We start from the raw sequence: 16,020 nt of genomic DNA, 5'->3' as shown, positions 1-16,020 counted from the left end.
CCGACCACGCCGTTGCCCCACAGGCCGTAGGCCCCCGCTCGCCGGGCCACCAGGCGGCCGCACCCGAATGTGCACTGTCACCTGGTTGCCCGGAACAGCGAGCGACTCCGGTGACGGTCGAGGCGTCCGTCCACCGCATCTCCGTTGACACGGCTGCGACGATTCCGGCATGTCCATGTGAAAGCAGCTTTACCTTCACGGAGGAGAACCCCATGCGTCGTTTCCTCGCACCACTGGTCGCGATCGGCTTGTTCCTCGGCGGGTCCCTGGCCGTCGCCGCGCCGGATCCGGCCACCGTCACTGCCGCGGAGCAACAGGCCCCTGGCACCCAATCCTTGTCGGGAACCTCGGTCTACCAGGCGATCACGCCCGTCTGTCGGATCTTCGACACGCGCACGTCGAACCCGCCGGCGCTGATCGCGGGCGCGGCCCGCCAGGTCGACGCCCTGGACAACTGTTTCGACGTCTTCACCCCGTTCAACAACAACGTGGTGGTCGCGGTCGCGGTGACGGTGACGATGATCAGTCCGTCCGGGAACGGGTTCCTGCGGTTCTGGCCGCAAGCGACCACCGAGTCCAACACCGTCATCAACTTCACGACGGGCGAATCCCAGTCCGGGTTCTCGATCGTCCCGACGAACCGGAACGAGTTCAAGGGCCGGTTCTTCAACGTCCGCGCGGCTGGTGCCTCCGGGCACTTCACCGTCGACCTGGTGGGCATCTTCCGGCTCTGACGGGGAACGCCCGCTGTTGTCCGCCGGTCGGTCCGCTAAGGCGCGGGCCGACCGGCTGATCAGTCGAGACCCCAGCTGCGGGAGACGATGTCGGTCGCCCAGCTGTCGTACCAGTAGCCGGAGTAGGGCCCTGACTTGCAGGTGCCGTCCGACTCACCGGGGTGCTTGATCCAGAGGTAGGCGTCGGCGTGGGCGCCCGCGGTGTCGGCGGTCGGTTGCGTCCCGAGGGTCCGGCCGGCCGGGTTGCACCAGTTCTCCGGCTCGGCCGGCGCCGGGCCTGATCCGTTGCGCGAGGTGTCGAGCACGTAGTGCTTGCCGCCCAGCAACGTCGAGACCTTCTCGCCGTAGGCGATCTCGTCCGCCGTCCGGTAGAAGTTCGACACGTTGAGCGAGAAACCGCGCGCCTGGGCGACATTCGCCTCCGTCAGTCGCCGGGCGGCCTCTGCGGGCGGCAGCCACTCCTGGTGCCCGGCGTCGATGTAGACGGCGGTGGTCGGGTCGGCGGCCAGGATGCCGACGGCCTCGCCCAGCAGGTCCAGTCGCTCCTCCGTCGCGGCGGTGTCCCCGCCGCAGCCACCGTTGGTCAGCGCGTCCGGCTCGACGACGACGGCCACCGGGCGGTCGGCGATGCCGGCGCGGACCTCGCGCACCCAGTCCAGGTAGCTGTCGCCGGAGGAACGGCCGCCGGCCGAGTAGCTGCCGCAATCCCGGCCCGGAACGGCGTAGAGCACGGCCACCGGGTAGCGCCCGGCGGCGGCCGCCTGGTCCATGTAGAGGTCGACCGAGGCCGAGGTGTCACTGTCCACGAACCACTTCGCCTGGGGGATCGCCGCGAGCTTCGCACCGGCCGGCGAACCGGCGGCGCCGGCCTGGGCAGCGGTGGAGTGCGGGTCGGCGAACAACGTCCGCCCGGCGAAGGGATTGCCGTCGGCCGGCAGCGCCGACGTCGTCGTGGAGGGTGCTGTGGTGGACGGTGCTGTGGTGGACGGTGCTGTGGTGGACGGTGCTGTGGTGGACGGTGCTGTGGTGGACGGTGCTGTGGTGGACGGTGCTGTGGTGGACCGGGGCGTGGTCGGCGCTGCGGTGCTGACCGGTGTCGTCGTCGTCGGTGCTGCGGTCGTCGACGGGGTGCTGGTGCCCGGCAGGCTGATCGACACCGATGGGATCGGATCCGACAACTTGCGGGAGGTCGCGCTGCCCAGCGAGATGGTGATCGGGACGGGGCCCGCACCGGCGGCCGGTACCGCGGCCGAGGCGGTGTCTCCGCCCGCGTCGTGCAGGACGGCCTGCCCGGTGACGACCACTGCGACCACGCCCAGCGAGCAGAGCAGTGTGCGGAGGGTCGACATGTGGCGCGGTCCTGACGAAGCGGGCTCTCGGAGCAAGAACGGTGACGTTTGGTCACCAAGAGTCTCGCATTGGTTGCGCTGCGTGAGAAGGGGCAGGGAGGTGATCTCCCGCATCGGGGGAGGAGCCGGACATAGTGCGTGACGTGCGCTGCGCAGGGTGACGGCGGCACCGCCGGCGGAGCGGTAGGAGCAACGGTGACACCGTGCCGTCGCCCGATCAGGGAGCCGGCCGGCGGTCGCCGTGTGCGGTCGGTGACCGTTCCGCGTCCTGCCGCACCCGCGCACCCCCGGGAGAACGGGTGACGGTGCTCACCGCTGAGCCGACCGCGCGCCGGGCAGCGACGAGCGCCGGGCACGAGCGCCCGTGCCCAGGCGGGCACGGGCGTGACGGGGTGCCTGCGGGGTGCGGCGTGCGAGCTGCGGCGAAGGCCCGTGGTCCTGCGATGGCCGCGATGAAGTCCGGGTGCGATGGAGCCCGGGTACGACGAAGGCCCGGACCCGCGGGTGCGGGTCCGGGCCTTCGCCGGTGTCGATCAGGTGGTCCGTGCGGACCCGCCCGATCGGATCAGGGCGTCACTTGGCGGCGACGTACTTGAAGTCCGGGGTGGTGGACAGGATCGTCGGCACCCGGAACTGGCCGCGGCCGAGCATCGAGTCGCGGTAGGCGACCTTGCCGCTCATGGTGGCCGGACGGCCGAGCATGTCCCGGTAGATCGCGTCGACCTGCCGCTCCTTCCAACCGGAGAACTGCAGCATGTGCCGGACGGCCCAGGCGCGGCCGTTGGCCTGCGCAGCGGCGGCGAGGCGGTTCACCTCGGCCGAGGACGGGGTCCGGCCGCTCAGCATGTTGTAGGTGCGCAGGATCCACTGCGGCATGCTGCCGCCGGCCACCCAATAGGACTCGGCCGAACTGCAGACCGACTCGTACAGGTGGTAGACGGTGCCGGTGGCCAGCGCCGCGGTGCGGGCGGCCAGCCACTCGGTGGACGGTGCACGACCGACGCAGTCGCGGTAGGCGTCGATCACGTACTGCTGGCGCCGCTGGATGCTGGTGGACACGTCGGCGGTGACCAGCTGGATGGCGTTGTGGCCGACCGCGAGCTGATCCCGGTAGGACGCGCCGGTGGCGCCGCCGCTGCGGTCGAGCAGGCCTTCGTAGACCTCGTTGACCCAGTCGGAGGCGGTCGGCTTCGGGATGACCGCGTACGGGGCCGGCTCCGGCTCGGGTGCGGACGCGACCTCGAGCGGCGGGGCGGTGCCGTCACTGAGCGAGACCATGCTCGCGCAGGCCCACGGGCTCCAGCCGCGGCTGCGCCACAGCCGCAGCGCCATCTCGTCCTGCACGGCCGGGCTGGCCTCGTGCGGGTAGCCGCTGCCGCCGACGCTCCGCCAGGTGCTGAGGTCGAACTGGTACGCGCCGTAGTAGCCGTTGCCGGTGTTGATCGAGTAGTTCCCGCCCGACTCGCACTGGCGGATCGCGGCCCAGTCGGCGGCGGTCGGATCGGCGGAGGCCGGTCCGATGGCGAACACCAGGCCCACAGCGGCGAGGCCGACCGTGGCAACGGCCTGGGACCTGCGGAAACGGGAGACTGCGCGGTGGCGGCCGGTGGTCCCGGTCGTCTTCCGACGAATCATGCGTTGTCCTGCTTTCGGTTCGTCCCCCAACGGGGGTACGGCCGTCAGGAACGACGACCGTCGGTGTATTCGGCACACCGGGCGAGGACGTTACCGTTTCGAGATAGAAACTCGATAATTCGTGATCGGCGCAACTCATCCGATCAAGATCATTCGCAGCCGTTCAGGACGAATCGGACGGCGTGTCGGAACCTGCACCCAGGGCGCGGACAGGCGCCGCCCAGCCGTCGAGCCACAGTCCCATCAATTCATAAGCAGAGGCTCTGACCTGCGGAGATGACAGAAGAACGTCATGGATCGCATCACGGATGCGTAAACAGGTGACGTTCGGTCCGAGTCGTGGTGAAAGATCGGCAATCGCATCCGCATCCAGGACCACATCTCCGGTGCTCACAACCGTCGACCATTCCTTGACCCTCAGCGCCCGCGACGAGCACATCAGCAGCACCGGGACGGGCAGTCCGAGACCCTGCCGGACGCGGTGCTGGGCCCTCCGGACGGCGGCCAGCCAGCCCATCCGGACCGGCACACCGTGCAACGGTTTCCACGGAAGATGGAAGTCCCATTCCCCGTTCGCGCTGGTGTGCAGGCTGCGTCCGTACAGTCCGTGATCGGGCAGCGGCAGCACCTGCTGCGGTCGGCGCGGTCCGACCAGGTCGATGACCGGCCCCATCACCGTCCGCACCGCTGCCGACGCGGGGAGGGCGAGAAACGGCGAGTTGAGCACCACGGTGTCGATCGGCTCCGGTGACGGGCGGGATGCCAGCCAGACCGCGGTGATCAGGCCGCCGGTGGAGTGGGCGACCAGGGTGACCGGACCGTGCCCGTCGGCGGCGATCACCGCGAGGGCGGCCTCCAGTTCAGGGACGTACTCGGCCACGTCGGACATGTCGTAGGGGATCTGACCGTCCCGCAGCGAGCGGCCGTACCGACGCAGGTCCAGCGCGTAGAAGGCCTCGCCGCGGCCGGTGTGGAACTCGGCCAGTTCGGTCTGGAAGAAGTAGTCCGCGAAGCCGTGCACGTACAGCACCGCCCGCCCTCCGGGCACGGCCGGTCCGTCCGCGGCCCGGTGCACCAGGGTGGCCACGGCCGGATCGCCCGGGCCGTTCCCAGGGCCGCCCGGGAGCCGGAGGGTGCGGGCGCGGTAGGGCTCGCCCAGCATGTCCGGGACCGCGTCGCCGACCTGTACGTCCGCCGATTGCACGAGCCGAGACTAGGAGCAGAGTCCGCGGCGGAGGTCGGCGGCCCTGCTCGTTTCCCGTCAGGAGCGGCGGCGGTGTCCGAAGCCGGGGTCCGGGCGCGGGTCGGTCCCTCTCGTGCAGGTCAGCGCAGCGAGGCGCCGGACCTGCCACGCCAGCGGGCCGGCAGTGCCCACCAGATGCCGAGGATCATCAGGACGCCGGCCGTCATCGACAGCACGGAGGCGAGGCGACCGCCGACCAGATCGACGACCAGCCCGACCCCGGCGATGATCGTGACGCCGAGGGCGATCAGTCCCAGTACCGCGAGCCGCCCGGCGAAGACCACCAGGTCGTCCTTGCGGCGCCGGCGGAACAGCACCCGGTGCGCGGCCACCGGCGCGACGAACAGCACCACCGCGGTGGCCGCGGCCAGCAGGGTACCCAGATACCAGGCCTGATGACCCTCGTCCAGCTGCGAGAACCGGTTCTGGAACGGCAGTGTCAGCAGGAAGGCGAACAGGATCTGCACGCCGGCCTGTGCCACCCGGAACTCCTGCAGCAGCTCGCCGTAGTTCCGGTCCAGTCGCTGGGCATCCGTCTCGTCCCGGACGTAGCTCTCGCCGTCCTTCGGCACCGGGGTGGCGGCCGGCGGCGGGGTGGTGGACGCACGATCCGGTGTGCCGTCGGTCGGGCCTCCGTGGGTCCCGCCGCTGCCAGATGTCTCCGCCATCCCGCCATTCTCTGCGCACCGCCGCTCCGGCCCCGCCCCGCCGCTCCGGCCGGTGTCTCCCGGTCAGCCCCCGCCCGCGTGCACCCCGTCGCGCCCGGAACCCGTACCCCCCGACCCCCACCCGTCGCGATGATCAACTTCGTCGACACGTGAGTTCGGGGCGGAAATGGGACGGGTGGGACAGGAGTCGACGACTTCGTACGCGCCGACGAAGTTGATCATCGCGGCAGGGGGCGGTGCGGTCAGGCGTCGACCGGCTGCCGGTGCGAGCTGCGCAGCAGGACCGCGACCACTCCCAGGACCGCCAGCAGCACCACCGCGAAGACCGTCATGGCAGCGACGGAGGAGACGACGAGCGAGGCGACGCCGATGCCGAGGGCGGCCAGACTCAGCCCGGCGTAGGCGATGACGAAGACCGCAGCCAGTGCGCTGCCGCGCTTCTCGGGCACGGCGGTCGCGATGACCATCCCGATGGCTGCCTTGAACAGCGTGCCCGCACCGGCACCGGCGATCACACCGCCGACCAGGAAGAGCGTCAGGTCCGCCGCGTACGTACCGGCCAGCACGGTCGGGATGCCGACGGCGATCGCCCACAGCCCCAGAGCGGTGCGGCGGGGCAGTGTCAGCGATCCGGTCAGGCTCTGCGCGATCGCCGCCGCCCCGAACACCGCGAACACCAGGCCGCCGGCCAGGAAGCGGGAGCTGTGGTGCAGTGTGCCACCCACGAAACCCGGTGCGACCGAGGTGAACAGACCGAACACCGCGAAGGCGGCGGCGCCGGCCACTCCGGCGGCGATCATCCGTGACCGGGCGCCGCCGGTACCGAGGTCGACCCGCTGCGGGCGGTAGGGAGCCCGTTCCCGGTCGGCCGGCACGGTCTCCGGGGCGAGGAGCACGGCGACGATCGCGAGCACCAGCAGCACGGCGAACACGACGTACGGGGTGCGCAACGGGCCGTCGACGTACTGGGCGAGCGCACCGGCAACCAGTGGCCCGACCCCGAGGCCGCCGATGTTGGCGGCGGTCGAGACCAGCTCGAACCGCTGCCGCGAGGCGCCCGGGCGATGGGCCGCATGCAGTTCCGCGAGGTGCGCGGTCGCGGTGGCCGAGATCATCCCGACACCGAGGCCGGTGATCAGCCGTGCGGCCAGCAGCACCGGCAGCGTCGGGTCGGACAGGAACAGTGCTGCCGCGACCAGTTCGAGCAGCAGTGCGGCGACCAGGATCCGGCGACGGCCGAAGGTGTCGGAGACGTGACCGGCGAGCAGCAGGCTGACCAGCACACCGATCGCGTAGACGCCGAAGACGACCGTCACCATGAAGGTCGAGAAGCCGTCCCGCGCCTGGTAGAGGGTGTAGAGCGGGGCCGGGACGGTGGAGAACGCCATCGCCGTGAGGAACGCGAAGGCGATCAGCCAGAAGCCGGCGCCGTGGCGGGCCGGCGAGGGCGGCGCCGCCGGGGACGCGGCGGGCCTGGCGGTGAACGTGGCGGTCATGAGACAACTCCGGGTGCTCGGTCGGGTGGCGCCTCCCGGCGGCCGATCCCAGTGTCCGAACATGGATGCATCAAGTCCAACGACTGTTCATGCTCGTAGTCATCGCGAATCGCGATCGTCAGGCCTAGCATGCACCGATGGAGCTCCGGCATCTCAAGTACTTCGTCGCGGTGGCCGAGGAGCGGAACTTCACCCGCGCCGGGGAGCGACTGCACATCGTGCAGTCGGCGGTGTCCGCGGCCGTGAAAGGGCTGGAACGGGAGCTCGGTGCCGAGTTGCTCGACCGCGGGTCGCGCCGGGTCCGGTTGACCGACGCCGGCGAGGCGCTCCTGCCGCAGGCCCGACTCACCCTCGCCGCAGCCAGGGACGCCAGGGACGCGGTGGCGCAGGTGCGTGGCGGGCTCCGCGGCACACTCCGGGTCGGCACCCTGACCTCGGTGAGTGGGCTGCTCGACCTACCGGCGGCGCTGGGGGAGTACCACCGCCGACACCCCGGCGTGGTGCTCCGGACGAGCGCCGCCCCCACCGGGTCGCAGGGGCTGGTGGACGCACTGATCGCCCACCGGCTGGATGTCACCGTCGTGTCGCTGCCCGGGCCGGCACCGGCCGGCATCACCGTCGTCGATCTCGCCTCGGCGCCCATCGACCTGGCGGTGCCGGCGGAGCACCGGCTCGCGGACCGCGACACCGTGACGCTGGCCGACCTCGACGACGCCGACTTCATCGACTCCCCGATCGGCTACGGCAACCGGGCCGTGGTCGACCGGGCCTTCGCCACCGCCGGGCTCCGGCGCCGGGTGACGATCGAGATCCCTGACATCGCCACGGGTGTCGAGTACGTCCGGCACGGCCTGGGCATCGCCCTGCTGCCCCGGTTCGTGTTGCCCCGGTTCACGCAGCCAGGGTCGGGCGTGGATGCGGGTGTCCGAACGATCCGGGTGACCGGCGCGGAGCTGGACTGGCCGCTGTCCGTCGCGGTGCCGGCCGACCGCGCACCCGGGGCTGCGGTCACTGCGCTGCTCGAGCTGATCGGCGACTTCGTCAGGAGCTGAGCCGGCCGGTTCCTGATCAGGTGCCATCCGGTGCGGCGGGTGCCGCGGCAGCGTCGACCGCCGCGGTCCGGCCTGCACAGCGGGGTCGGACGACGGACAGGATCGGTCCCGACAAGGGAGCGCTCGGGCACACGGCGGACGTTCGGCCACTGGAGAGCGCTCGGGCAGATGGAGTGCGCCCGGGCAAAGGAGGGATGGTCGCCGGAAACGGAACGGCCCCCGACGCAGTGCGTCGGGGGCCGTTCGCGGCGGAGGATAGGGGATTTGAACCCCTGAGGGCGGTTAACCCAACACGCATTCCAAGCGTGCGCCATAGGCCACTAGGCGAATCCTCCGCCGAGGAGTCTAGCGGGTGCCGGGGGGTGATCCGGACCGTGAACGCCGCCCGCCGGTCACTGCTGTTCGGCGACGAGGGGAGCCACGGGGTCCTCCCGCCGGCGGGCGCGACGGCGCAGCGCCCACCAGACCAGCCCGCCGACCAGCACCGCACCGACCGCGATCGCCGCCCACGGCGAACTGACGGCGAGCCAGATCGCCCCTTCGATCGCGGCGAGTCCGACCGTCGCGTAGAGCACGGCCCACAGCAGGCACCCGGGGATCATCGCCAGCAGGTAGCGCCCGAACGGCATCCGGGTCAGGCCGGCGGCCGCGTTCATCACCGTCTGGAAGCCGACGGTCAGGAACGAGACGGTGATCACCGGGGGGCCGTAGCGGTGCACGATCCGGGTGGCCCGCTGCACACCGGGTCCGGACAGCTTCGCGGAGAACCGGCTGCGCAGCGCCCCGGTGGCGGCCCCGCGGGCGATCCAGTAGGTGGCCTGCGCCCGGCAGAAGACGATGACGGCCAGGATCGATGCCGCGATCAGGAACGGCTGCCCGGTCACCCAGCTCGGCATGCCGGCAACGCTACCGGTGAGGCAAGGGCACCCTTCCCCGGGCCGGTCGGGGTGGTCCGATCCGGGCGTCGACGCCGCCGCAGGGCCGGTCGACAGCCTGAAGGATCGGCGGGGCCGCCCGGCCTGACGGTGCGTTAGAGTTGTCGGCGGACCCCCGCGGCGTCCATCTCATCAACCCCCCCAGGGCCGGAAGGCAGCAAGGGTCCGTGAGCTCTGGCGGGTGCGGGGGTCCCCTTTCGTCTCCGGGGCCGGCGCCCGGGCCGGGCCGCCCGCCGGGCTGCCCGCCGGGATCTTCCGGACGCATCTCGCCGGGCCGGTTTCCCTCCCGGATCTGTATCTCCCCGATGCACCGCTCCGGGGTCCTCCACCCGGCGTCGACCCTCCGTCGGACGGTGAGGGGCGCCGCGGGCGCCCCTCACCAGCAGGCTGTGGACGCGTGATGCCGGGTGTCGGCCGGGCCACGTAGTCTCGCCCCGTGGCGCTGGCTCTCTATCGCAAGTACCGCCCGGCGACCTTCGCCGAGGTGATCGGTCAGGAGCACGTCACCGATCCCTTGCGCACGGCGCTCTCGGCCGGCCGGATCAACCATGCCTATCTCTTCTCGGGCCCGCGCGGCTGCGGCAAGACCTCGTCGGCGCGCATCCTGGCCCGGTCCCTCAACTGCGAGCAGGGGCCGACGCCGGATCCGTGCGGGGTCTGCTCGTCCTGCATCGCGCTGGCCCCGGAGGGGCCGGGTTCGCTGGACGTGGTCGAGCTCGACGCCGCGTCGCACGGCGGTGTCGACGACACCCGGGAGCTGCGGGACCGTGCCTTCTACATGCCGGCCGAGTCGCGGTACCGGGTGTTCATCATCGACGAGGCCCACATGGTCACCCCGCAGGGCTTTAACGCCCTGCTGAAGATCGTCGAGGAGCCGCCGGAGCACCTGGTCTTCATCTTCGCCACCACCGAGCCGGACAAGGTGCTGACCACCATCCGGTCGCGCACCCACCACTACCCGTTCCGGCTGATGCCGCCCGCGGTGATGCGCGGCCTGCTGGAGCGGCTGTGCGAGCAGGAGGGTGTCCCGGTGGAGCCGGCGGTGTACCCGCTGGTCATCCAGGCCGGTGGCGGTTCCGCGCGTGACTCGCTCTCGGTGCTGGACCAGCTGCTGGCCGGCGCCGGCGAGGGCGGGGTCACCTACCGGCACGCGATGGCGCTGCTCGGCGTGACCGACGCGGCTCTGCTGGACGAGATGGTGGACGCCCTGGCGGCCGGTGACGGTGCGTCGGTGTTCGGCGCGGTCGACCGGGTCGCCGAGGCCGGGCACGACCCCCGCCGGTTCGCGGCCGACCTGCTGCAGCGCATGCGCGACCTGGTCATCCTGTCCGCGGTGCCGGGCGCTGCGGGCAACGGCCTGATCTCCGCGCCCGACGACCAGCTGGAGTCCATGACCGGCCAGGCACAGCGGCTCGGCACGGCGACCGCGTCCCGGTGGGCGGACGTTCTGCACACCGGGCTGGTCGAGATGCGCGGGACCACCGCGCCCCGCCTGGTGCTCGAGCTGATGTGCGCGCGGATGCTGCTGCCCGCGGCGTCCCTCGCCGACGGCGCGCTGCTGCAGCGGCTCGAGCGGATGGAACGCCGGATGGCCATCGCCGGGGAGGACCCCGGTCCGGGCACCGGTGAGGGTGACCGCTCCACGGACCTGCCGGGTGACCGGACCGCCCCGTCGTCCGGATCGCTGTCGTCCGGATCGCCGTCGGGCGGTGCGGACGGCGCAGGACGGCAGTTCCGTCGCCGCTCGCAGGAGGCCTCGCCCACCGGCGGGCAGCCGGGCACCGGAGCTTCTCCCGCCGTGCCTGCCGCGGCCGCGCCCGGCGTTCAGGCGGACGGTTCCCGGTCCGGTGCCGCGCCCGCGGCCGTCCCGGCCTCACCGGCGGCGGCATCCCCGTCGTCGACAGCGCCTGCGCCGGACACCCGTGGCGGCGCCGCCGCGCAACCGGACGCCGGAACGGTCCCGGACGAGGGCGGCCCCTCCGCCCCGGGTGGTACCGCACGCGACAGTCACGATCGAACCGAGCATCGGACTGCGCAGGATCGGACCGATCCCGCTCACGCCGGGTCGCCGGTCCAGGACCGTGCTCCGGCCCCGTCTTCGACCCCGCCCGAGCAACCGGTCCGCGCCCAGGCCGCGCCGGCCGGCCCGGACCTCGGGCTGCCCGCCCCGCCCGGCCGGCGGACCTCGGTGCCCGCAGCGGGTGCCGGGCCGGATCTCGGCCTGCCGGCGGCGCCCGGCCGGCGGCCCCGCGGCGGGGACCCGGCCCCCGCCGCTCCCTCCACGTGGGCGGCGCACGGGGAGCCGTCCGGCACCGATCGCGGTCCGGCCCGGGAGCGCCAGGGGGCAACGCCACCGACCCGCACGGCGCAGACGCCGCCGCCGGCGCCGACAACGCAGACACAGCAGCAGGTCCCGTCCGCACCGCCCGCCGCCGCTCCGGCAGCTACCGCCCCGGCCGGGGTCGGCGTGCCCGACGTCACCGACGTCCGCCGGGTGTGGAAGGAGATCCTCGCGTCCGTCCAGCGCACCAGACGGACCACGCAGGTGCTGCTCGAGGGCGCCACGGTGACCTCCGTCGAGGGGGGCGTGCTCGAGCTGACCATGTCGACCGCGGCGCTGGCCCGCCGGGTCAACGAGCCGGCCAACATCGAGCTGCTGCGCAAGTCGCTGCAGGAGGTGCTCGGCGTCAGCTGGCAGATCCGGTGCGACACCGGCACACCGGCGCCGCCCCCGGCGGCAGCATCGCGTCAACCGGTCGACCCTTCGGTCCCACTGCCCCCGGAGCCCCCGGCCGAGGACGACGACATCCCGGACGACTACGGCGCCGAACCGGACCCGAACGCGCCGCCGGTCAAGGTGCAGGACCCGCAGGATGCCGCGATCGAGTTGCTCACCAGCCAACTCGGTGCGCGGCCGCTCGACGAACGGGCCTGACCACCGGAGTGGTGACCGGGTCGCAGGTGGCGGGTCGCAGGTAGCAGGTCGCCGGTTGATGGTGGCCGGTTGCAGGTGGCCAGTTGTCGCCGACGGACCACCGCTCCCGCGCCCGTGACGACGCGTTACGGTGCGTGCACCGATGCCGTCGGCCGCAGCGCCCGCAGGCGGCTCGGCCAGGACATCCGAGCGGATCGGACCGGACCAGCCCGGCGAGCGGAGGTGGCGGTGATCGCCTCGATCCTGCCGACCGATGTGGCCGCAGCGCACTGCTACGGGGACCTGTTGCACGGCAGGGTCTTCCCCGCGGAACAGGAACGGGTCGCCGGCGCGGTGGAGGTCCGGCGCCGGGAGTTCACCACCACCCGGGAGTGTGCGAGGCAGGCGTTGGGCGTTCTCGGAGTGGCGCCGGTGGCCATCATCGCCGGGCGGCGCGGCGAGCCCCGGTGGCCCGACGGTGTCGTCGGCAGCATGACGCACTGCGTCGGCTACCGGGCGGCCGCCGTTGCCCGCAGTTCGGTGGTGGCCAGCCTGGGGATCGACGCGGAACCGCACGGGCCGCTGCCGGACGGGGTGCTGGACGTGGTGTCCGGGGCGGGGGAGCGGGAGCATCTCGCGGAGCTGTCCCTCCTTCCGGGTCCGGTCCGGCACTGGGACCGGCTGCTGTTCAGTGCCAAGGAGTCGGTCTTCAAGGCCTGGTACCCGGTCATGCGCACCGAGCTCACCTTCCGCGACGCCGCCGTCCGGTTCGATCCGGCGGGCGGCTTCCGGGCGGAGTTCGGCCGGCACGTCCCGGTGGCAGGTTTCGGCCAGGTCGTCACAGGCAGGTGGTCCGTGCATGCCGGGATCCTGCACACCGCCGTGATCCGGAGGATCGGTCACGCAGAGCCGTGATCCGTGGGCCCGTTCCGGCCATGTCGGTCGCTCGCGTCGTCCCGGTGGGCGCAGACGTGGCACACACCCTCGCCGGGCTGACCGATTTGCCGCTTTCACCGTCGCATTCGTGCGACAGGTCCAGCCGATCCGGGCGGTGCATCCGGGGAAGGCGGGTGTTGCGATCCGGCCGCCGGACGGCCGTCGTTCGCCGGGTGCGGTCGGACTCCGCCCGCTGCCACCGTTCTCGACCTGCAGGTACGGACAAATGGTCATCGAAAGGAAACATCCCGTACAGGCCACGAACCGCCCGGTAACCGGTAGCGTTCGCATCGGACGACGCGCCTGACGGCCGTCAACGGGGATCCGTGCCGAGGTGTCGTCCGTGGCATTTGATCGAGGGGAACCTCTTGCACCGCAACCGGTTCGGCCGTTGCCGGTACGACAGCGCAACAACGGCACTTGATCTCGAACAGTTCGGGAGGGTCCGATGCAGACGGACGTGCACGACCAGGAGACCGACTGCGCCACGGTCTACCGGTTCGCCCTGCGCACCGGGTCCATCCCGTGCCTGGAGACCCTCGCCACCACCCTCGCCATCACGCTGCCCGATCTCCGGGCCGCGGTCGAGCTGCTCGTCGAGCGCCGGTTGCTGCGTCGGGACGGCGTCAGCTTCATCCCGGTGGATCCGGAGATCGCCGCTGCCATCCTGGTCTCGCCGATGGAGCGGGAGATCCAGCAGAACCGCGAGCACATCGCCCGCATCCGCGCCCGGACCGACGTCTTCCGACAGGACTACGTGGACTCGGTGCAACCGCTCGCCGGCGACGACATGGCCGCGCAGCGGATGGGCGGATCCGAGCTCTGCGGGTACCTGCTGGCCGCCGCGCAGAACTGTCGCAGTGAGGTGCTGGTGCTGCTGTCCGGTGGGCACGAGCGGGAGGCCTTCGGCGACTTCCTGCAGCTCTGCCGGTACCTCGCCGAACGGGCGGTGCCGATCCGGGTGGTCTGCCAGCACCGCGGGCGGGCCGACCTCGCCGTCCGGACCCGGCTGAAGGCCCTCACCGATCTCGGAGCGGAGATCCGGACGGTCACCTATGTCCCGCGGTCGGCGGTGGTGCTCGACCGGCGGAGCGCGCTGCTGTTCGGCGGGGACGCCACCGAGATCACCGCGAACCGGATCGGACGTGTGGACGTCGTCGGGTTCCTCCTCGACATGTTCGACCACATGTGGGATCTCGCCACGCCCATGGCCAGTCACCGATCCGGCTACGACGAGGTGTCCGACGATCTGCAGCGCACCCTGTCCAGCATGATGGCCAAAGGGTTCACCGACGAGGTCCTCGCCCGCAAACTCGGTCTGTCGGTACGGACCTGCCGCCGCCACATCGCGACACTGATGCGTGACCTGGGGGCGGTCAGCAGGTTCCAGGCGGGCGTGCTGGCCTCCCGGCGGGAGATGGTCGACGACTGATCGTCGTCCGGCGCGGTTGGCAGCTACTGCAGTTCCGGTTCCGGCCAACGTCTTTCCGGTCCATGTGGACCCTGCCCTCTTCCCTCAGTGCGTCCCTGCGCGCACGCTGAGGGCGAGCCCGTTCGTTGTCCCGGGGCGCGATCGGAAGGGGAACGATCCTCGTGGAGCGCGCGGACGGCGGATCCTGGGTGGCCCGGGCATGACGTCGCCGGGTGTTCCGCACTGGGACGCGTGGGTGGCCGGCCGTGCCGCAGCCGCGGTGGCGGCCGCGGCGGGGAGCCTGACCCGACTCGGTCTCCGCCGGGGAACGCGCGTCGGGGTGGACGTCACCCTGTCCGCGGCCCATCTCCCGGCCGGTGATCCCGACCTCGGCGTACTCCCGCTGCTGGCGGCGATCTCGCAACTCGGCGCCGTCCCGGTCCCCCTCTCCGCGGCGACCACCCGTGAGATGCGCCGGGTGCTGGCCGCCTGCCGCGTCGATGCGGTGCTCCCCGGCAGCGGGATGCAGTCCCTGGCGCAGCCGGCGACCGGTTCCGGGGCGGAGGGTGATCCGGCAGGACCCGGGCCGCGGCCGGGCACGGTGCAGGGAGCGCCCGGGGAGGTGATCTTCTGCGTGCCGGACGGGCCGGAAGGTCCGACCTGCCGGCGCTTCTCGCCGGCGACGCTGATCGCGGGGGCCCGGACGCTGGCCGGGCACCTCGGGTTGGCGGCCGACGACCGGATGCTCGTCCGGAGCTCGCCGGCCACCGTCGCGGGCTTCTGCGCCGCACTGGCCGGGCTGTCGGCCGGCGCCGTGATCGACCTCCGGCCAGGGCCCGCCGAGGGGGTGATCCGGCGGTGCCGGCAGGACGGCGTCTCCGTGCTCGTCGACACCCCCGCCGGTTTCGCCCATCTCGCGGCGACACGACAGCTGGGACCGGGCGGGGTGGACGCACCGGGGGTGCGGGTGTGGCTCGGGGTGGGGCCGCAGATCTCGCCACCGGTGGTGCAGCGCCTCCGGGAGGTGCTGCCGATGGCGGACCCGGTCCTGTTGCACGGATCGGCCGAGGTGGTGGCCACCGCCGCGGTGCGCATCGACGGATGGGACGGCGGTGCCGAGCTGCTCGACACGCCGCTGCCCGGTCAGACCGTCAGCGTCCGGCGACCGGACGGGACGGAGACCGACCCCGGTGAGGTGGGCGAACTGGAGCAGTCCGGCGACCTGGTCTGCGACGGCCCGCCGGACCGCCCGCGCCCCGGGACACCGGTCCGCACCGGCGATCTGGCCACCCGGTCGGAGAGCGGGCAGATCCGGCTGGCCGGCCGCGCCGACCAGCTCATCGTCGCCGGCGGGATGCGGTTCAGTCCCGACGAGGTGGAGGAGGTCGCCTGTGCCAGCGGTTTCGTCGGGGAGGCGACCGCCTTCGGGATCACCGACGAGAACCAGGTGCAGCAGGTCGTTCTGGCGGTGACCGCGCCGCTGGACGGGCGCTGCCGACTGGCCGACCTGGACATCCTGCTCCGCGAGGTGCTGCCGTCGTACATGGTGCCCTCGCTGGTCGTCGAGCTGCCCGAACTGCCGCGCACCGGCACCGGCGCGGTGGACCGGCATCAACTGCGCCTGGTCGTCGGCTAACGGGCGCCCGG

The 16,020-nt window shown here is 72.3% G+C and carries 12 protein-coding genes, 1 tRNA gene and 1 other RNA gene; 7 read left to right on the top strand and 7 right to left on the bottom strand.

Annotated features, from left to right (window positions below):
• Positions 1 to 212 precede the first annotated feature (212 nt).
• Positions 213 to 734 (top strand): hypothetical protein, encoded by a 522-nt coding sequence (locus GIS00_RS15615; protein ID WP_154769385.1) that lies wholly within the window; start codon positions 213 to 215, stop codon positions 732 to 734.
• Between the two features lie 59 nt (positions 735 to 793).
• Here GIS00_RS15615 and GIS00_RS15610 read toward each other — a convergent pair whose 3' ends face one another.
• The 5 genes from GIS00_RS15610 to GIS00_RS15590 form a co-directional block, all read right to left on the bottom strand.
• The gene (locus tag GIS00_RS15610) at positions 794 to 2,083 is read right to left on the bottom strand and encodes a glycoside hydrolase family 6 protein (protein WP_196073299.1); all 1,290 of its coding nucleotides are present in this window, start codon (positions 2,081 to 2,083) and stop codon (positions 794 to 796) included.
• 573 nt (positions 2,084 to 2,656) lie between these two features.
• On the bottom strand, positions 2,657 to 3,718 hold the full coding sequence (locus GIS00_RS27735) for a transglycosylase family protein (protein WP_284700284.1): 1,062 nt from the start codon (positions 3,716 to 3,718) through the stop codon (positions 2,657 to 2,659).
• Positions 3,719 to 3,881: 163 nt separating this feature from the next.
• Complete coding sequence (locus tag GIS00_RS15600; RefSeq protein ID WP_154769384.1) at positions 3,882 to 4,922, bottom strand: alpha/beta hydrolase; 1,041 nt, start codon at positions 4,920 to 4,922, stop codon at positions 3,882 to 3,884.
• A 119-nt stretch (positions 4,923 to 5,041) separates the two neighbouring features.
• Positions 5,042 to 5,629: a DUF6328 family protein gene (locus GIS00_RS15595; RefSeq protein ID WP_230313676.1), complete on the bottom strand. Its 588-nt coding sequence runs from the start codon at positions 5,627 to 5,629 to the stop codon at positions 5,042 to 5,044.
• Between the two features lie 242 nt (positions 5,630 to 5,871).
• Positions 5,872 to 7,125 carry an MFS transporter gene (locus tag GIS00_RS15590; RefSeq protein WP_154769383.1) on the bottom strand — a complete coding sequence of 418 codons (1,254 nt, stop codon included), beginning with the start codon at positions 7,123 to 7,125 and terminating at the stop codon, positions 5,872 to 5,874.
• A gap of 137 nt (positions 7,126 to 7,262) precedes the next feature.
• Between GIS00_RS15590 and GIS00_RS15585 the strand changes: the two genes are divergently transcribed.
• Complete coding sequence (locus tag GIS00_RS15585; RefSeq protein WP_154769382.1) at positions 7,263 to 8,177, top strand: LysR family transcriptional regulator; 915 nt, start codon at positions 7,263 to 7,265, stop codon at positions 8,175 to 8,177.
• Between the two features lie 249 nt (positions 8,178 to 8,426).
• Here the strand turns inward: GIS00_RS15585 and GIS00_RS15580 are convergent.
• Together GIS00_RS15580 and GIS00_RS15575 are read right to left on the bottom strand one after the other, a co-directional pair.
• A tRNA-Ser gene (locus GIS00_RS15580) sits at positions 8,427 to 8,512 on the bottom strand.
• 57 nt (positions 8,513 to 8,569) lie between these two features.
• Positions 8,570 to 9,073, bottom strand: a complete 504-nt coding sequence (locus GIS00_RS15575) for a DedA family protein (RefSeq protein WP_154769381.1) — start codon at positions 9,071 to 9,073, stop codon at positions 8,570 to 8,572.
• 143 nt (positions 9,074 to 9,216) lie between these two features.
• Here GIS00_RS15575 and ffs point away from each other — a divergent pair.
• From ffs to GIS00_RS15550, 5 genes are all read left to right on the top strand, one after another.
• An RNA gene (gene ffs, locus GIS00_RS15570) (signal recognition particle sRNA small type) lies at positions 9,217 to 9,313 on the top strand.
• 235 nt (positions 9,314 to 9,548) lie between these two features.
• Positions 9,549 to 12,047: a DNA polymerase III subunit gamma and tau gene (locus GIS00_RS15565; protein ID WP_322098002.1), complete on the top strand. Its 2,499-nt coding sequence runs from the start codon at positions 9,549 to 9,551 to the stop codon at positions 12,045 to 12,047.
• 228 nt (positions 12,048 to 12,275) lie between these two features.
• The gene (locus GIS00_RS15560) at positions 12,276 to 12,941 is read left to right on the top strand and encodes a 4'-phosphopantetheinyl transferase family protein (protein WP_322098001.1); all 666 of its coding nucleotides are present in this window, start codon (positions 12,276 to 12,278) and stop codon (positions 12,939 to 12,941) included.
• Between the two features lie 469 nt (positions 12,942 to 13,410).
• Entirely contained in the window at positions 13,411 to 14,394 is a 984-nt protein-coding gene (locus GIS00_RS15555) for a helix-turn-helix domain-containing protein (RefSeq protein ID WP_154769380.1), read from the top strand.
• A 199-nt stretch (positions 14,395 to 14,593) separates the two neighbouring features.
• Entirely contained in the window at positions 14,594 to 16,009 is a 1,416-nt protein-coding gene (locus GIS00_RS15550) for a class I adenylate-forming enzyme family protein (protein ID WP_154769379.1), read from the top strand.
• Positions 16,010 to 16,020 lie beyond the last annotated feature (11 nt).

The organism is Nakamurella alba (assembly GCF_009707545.1).
Lineage (GTDB): Bacteria > Actinomycetota > Actinomycetes > Mycobacteriales > Nakamurellaceae > Nakamurella > Nakamurella alba.
The sequence above is the reverse complement of the archived record's forward strand: the minus strand, read 5'-3'. Positions and strand labels throughout refer to the sequence as shown.

Bases quoted from the DNA above. Each gene is read 5' to 3' on its own strand.
- GIS00_RS15550 (WP_154769379.1), top strand. From the start codon at position 14,594: ATGACGTCGCCGGGTGTTCCGCACTGGGACGCGTGGGTGGCCGGCCGT.
- GIS00_RS15590 (WP_154769383.1), bottom strand. From the start codon at position 7,125: ATGACCGCCACGTTCACCGCCAGGCCCGCCGCGTCCCCGGCGGCGCCG.
- GIS00_RS15595 (WP_230313676.1), bottom strand. From the start codon at position 5,629: ATGGCGGAGACATCTGGCAGCGGCGGGACCCACGGAGGCCCGACCGAC.
- GIS00_RS15585 (WP_154769382.1), top strand. From the start codon at position 7,263: ATGGAGCTCCGGCATCTCAAGTACTTCGTCGCGGTGGCCGAGGAGCGG.
- GIS00_RS15615 (WP_154769385.1), top strand. From the start codon at position 213: ATGCGTCGTTTCCTCGCACCACTGGTCGCGATCGGCTTGTTCCTCGGC.
- GIS00_RS15575 (WP_154769381.1), bottom strand. From the start codon at position 9,073: ATGCCGAGCTGGGTGACCGGGCAGCCGTTCCTGATCGCGGCATCGATC.
- GIS00_RS15555 (WP_154769380.1), top strand. From the start codon at position 13,411: ATGCAGACGGACGTGCACGACCAGGAGACCGACTGCGCCACGGTCTAC.
- GIS00_RS15610 (WP_196073299.1), bottom strand. From the start codon at position 2,083: ATGTCGACCCTCCGCACACTGCTCTGCTCGCTGGGCGTGGTCGCAGTG.
- GIS00_RS27735 (WP_284700284.1), bottom strand. From the start codon at position 3,718: ATGATTCGTCGGAAGACGACCGGGACCACCGGCCGCCACCGCGCAGTC.